Source organism: Patescibacteria group bacterium, assembly GCA_041675205.1.
Classification (GTDB): domain Bacteria; phylum Patescibacteriota; class Patescibacteriia; order GWA2-46-9; family GWA2-46-9; genus JBAYUF01.
The window spans coordinates 1-3,652 of record JBAYUF010000022.1 but is presented as its reverse complement, the minus strand read 5'-3'; the positions used below and the strand labels follow the sequence as shown (position 1 = coordinate 3,652).

General features: G+C 51.8%; 3 protein-coding genes. 1 reads left to right on the top strand and 2 read right to left on the bottom strand.

Going from position 1 to position 3,652, the window contains the following annotated elements:
* Together WC052_05905 and WC052_05900 are read right to left on the bottom strand one after the other, a co-directional pair.
* On the bottom strand, positions 1 to 907 hold a 907-nt coding region (locus tag WC052_05905), incomplete at its 3' end, for a porin (GenBank protein MFA7287169.1).
* A gap of 277 nt (positions 908 to 1,184) precedes the next feature.
* On the bottom strand, positions 1,185 to 2,201 hold the full coding sequence (locus WC052_05900) for a porin (GenBank protein MFA7287168.1): 1,017 nt from the start codon (positions 2,199 to 2,201) through the stop codon (positions 1,185 to 1,187).
* 47 nt (positions 2,202 to 2,248) lie between these two features.
* Here WC052_05900 and WC052_05895 point away from each other — a divergent pair.
* On the top strand, positions 2,249 to 3,652 hold a 1,404-nt coding region (locus WC052_05895), incomplete at its 3' end, for a porin (GenBank protein ID MFA7287167.1).

Genomic DNA, 3,652 nt, shown 5'->3' with positions numbered 1-3,652 from the left:
TCGAATTGGCTTCGTTAGTCAAGCGGCTGTAGCTGGTGTAAAGCGCTGTACGCTTGGACAAATCATAGGTGTAACCGATTGCGTATTGCTCAGCATCCTTGGTTGCAACTGCATTGTCCTGACGCTTGATGTAAGACAGCTTGATCGAGCCAGCGCCCACGGGCACAACGGCACCAACGACCATGTGGCGCAGATCGGTTGTACCAACGCCCGTTTCAGTGTCAAAAGTCAAAAACGCTTTGGCGATACCGAAGTTGTAATTACCGCCCAACAAGGTCACTTTGGTGCTGTCGGTGTCAGTTGCGTTACGTGTGTTTTGGGTGGTCAGAACGACATCGATCGGACCAGCCTTGTAACCCAAAAAACCGCCAACCATACGACCGGCTGCATTGTTACCCCCGACTTCGCCCAAAGCGTACTGGAACTCACCACGGAAACCGTTTGCTGCATAAGCATAGGTGATGGCGTTGTCAGTACGGCTACCTTGGTAGTTCAGCAAGCGTGAAGTATCACCAGCCAACGCATTGCCAAACGGATCAAAAGTGCCTGAATTCGAATACACCGAATTCATTTGACGACCAAGCTTCACGGTACCGAAACCCCCGCTGATGCCAACGTAAGATTGACGATTGAACAAGCTTGTTGTACTTGCTTGGGCGCCATCATCAAGCTTAAATCCACTTTCGACAACAAATATCGCCTTCAGACCATTGCCGAGGTCTTCAGTGCCTTTCAGACCCCAGCGATTGCCGTTTAAATTGCTGGGATCCATGCGGGTTGTAGAAGTTGTGCCGTCGTCTTCAACTGCCAGACCAGCATCCACCACACCATACAAGGTCACAGAAGATTGGGCCATAGCGGCGCCGGAAGCAGCCAGAACGGCCAACGCGATTAGCGATTTTTTCATTTGAAATATCTCCAAGGTTAAACAAAGGACTCCGGTACTGAAAAAGTTTCAGAGTCCCGGGCCAACCCCCTTGTTCAGGAAGTTAGGACGTATTGAAACAGATGCCGACGGCTTTGGTGCAAACTGGGGTCGTCATCTTGCCAACATTTGGCGCCGCCGTTGCCACCGTGCAACATCTTGATACAAAAGCTGTTGGGCTGGCCAAAAAAAACCCGTGCAGCAGAACCGCACGGGTTTTTTGTTTTCAGATCAACAACTGGCTTGCGCCAGCGCAGGATCAGAAGCGGTGGTTGATGCCCACTGCGAACAGACTGGAGTCAACGTCAGCGACACCGGCTTGACTTGTGGTGGCCGCTTGGTAACCGCCGTACAAGAAGGTGCGCTTGGACAAGTTGTAGGCTGCGGCAATGCCATAACCTTCACGCGACTGTTCGGCAGCAGCAAAAGCAGCAGGATTGCTGTCGTCTGACTTGGCGTAGCTCACAGACACCACAAGGGCGGAGCCAACCGGAATATCTGCACCAATTTGGTAATCGGTAGCGTCGAAACCAGATTGGTTGCCGATGCTCGTTGCTTGACCGTAATTAGCCATCAACTTGAAAGTGCCGAAGTCATACGAACCACCCAAACGCACCACGCTGTAGTCATCAGGCAGCCCAACTGTGTTGACAATGTCTTCGGTTTGGTAGCCCAACTGGACGGCCACAGGACCCGCAGCGTAAGTGAGATTCATAGAAGTCACATTTGGAGCAGCCGCGACGCTCTCGTCCAGACTATAGCTGATGGCACCACTGAAACCACCAAAATCAGGCGCTTGGTAGAAAATAGTGTTGTTCGGACGCGCAACATAGGTGGCGCTGGCAAAAACACCATTAGGGGCGCCTACACCGTACATCGGCGACAAATCGGAGTCAAAAAGCGCATTAGCTACACCACTCACGTCATCAAACGGTGTCGTTGTACGACCAACGCGCACTTCACCGAAACCACCCGAAAAACCAACCCAGGACTGACGAGAGAAAGCGCTGTTCGCAGTCGCGGCAGCGCCAGTATCTGAGTTAAAACCTTGTTCCAAGTTGAAATTGGCCTTCAAACCACCGCCCAAATCTTCAGAACCTTTCAGGCCCCAACGATTGGCGCTCACACCACCGCTATTCAAAAGCGTTGTGGAGGTCGTGCCGTTATCGAGCGAGCCAACCCACATGTCAACAATGCCGTATACGGTCACAGACGATTGCGCGAAAGAAGCGCCAGAGGCAGCGAGCACTGCCAGAGCAACTAGACTTTTCTTCATAAAAACTCCTGGTTAAAAAAAGACAAAACCGACAAGTCGGAATTTGAATGAGTGCAACAAACACCCACGCCCTGAATTTAAGCACGAGACCACAGCAAGGCAGACACCTCTACAAGTTACTTTTGTGTTTCAGCGGCAAAAAGAGGCGTTTTCGTCGTGCAATTGCAACAGATTGCAACACCGCCGGGCAGTTTTGCGGACCGACCAAGCCAGCATCAACCGGCGCTTGGTTTTCCTTTGGAAATCAATCAGATAGAACGCACCACCCTGTGTCGCTTTTTGCACCAATTAAGGGATTACCCTTGCAGTCAAATAGTCTTAACTGGTGCAGAATTAACAAACAGAACGGTCGTTCTTTTTTGTTTTTATCAACCACCCCACTCATCATGACTCATTCAATTTCCACCTCCAAAAACGCAGTATTGCGCCAAGTGTGCCTGGCCAGCGCCCTGTGTTGCGCTGGCTTGGCGCAAGCCCAAACCGCGCCCGGCGTCACGCTGTATGGCTTGGTCGACGTCGGCGTCACGTCGGTGTCCGGACTCAAAAGCGGCACGGTGACGCAGGTCGCCAGCGGCATCATGGAAGGTTCGCGTTGGGGCATCAAGGGCAATGAGGACTTGGGTGGCGGTTACAAAGCGATCTTTACGCTGGAAGCGCGGGTCGAGGCAGATACCGGCGGCAACAGCAGTCGACCAATTTCTGGCAACCAAATCTCAGATCGTTTTTCGAATGCTGCCCTTTTAGGCTTACCTACGGCCTATCAGCCTTTCGTCAATGGCGTCGTTGGTGCTGCCGGCGTTGCGGGGACACTTCTGAACGAATACGGTGTGAACGTCGGTGCCAGTGGCGGCAGCTTATTTGACCGACAAGCTTATGTTGGTTTAATTACGCCTTTTGGCGGTGTTTTGGCAGGGCGCATGTACACGCCTGCATTTGAGACCAATGCGGCTTACGACATCATGGAGACACAATCGGGCTTGTCGGCAGGTCAAATTGCTGCTTTTCCTGTAATACTTGAAATTCGTAGATCGAACGCATTGCAATATCGATTTGTAAAGGACGGCATTTCAGGCTCATTCATGTACGCCCTAGGGGAGGTGGTGGGCAACGCTGACAAGTCTCGCATGTTGGGGGTGAATGCAAACTACAAGACTGGGGACTTCTCGGTTGGTTTTGGCTACAACACTGCTAATAACGAGCTGGGGCAAACGTCGTTAACCACATCCGTACTTGGTGCTTCAATGAATTTTGGCAGTGATAAATTGACTGGCATGCTGGTCAAAATTTCTGATGACAATCCCAGCAGTTTGTCCGGCATAGCAACAGCTCTAACACCGGCTGCGACGGCTGCTCTTGGTCCAGTTGCAGGTCCAGTTGTCGCAGGGCAGGTTCAAGCTGCTTACATCAACGCCTTTAAACAGGACGGCACGTTGTTCCACATTGGCTACCGC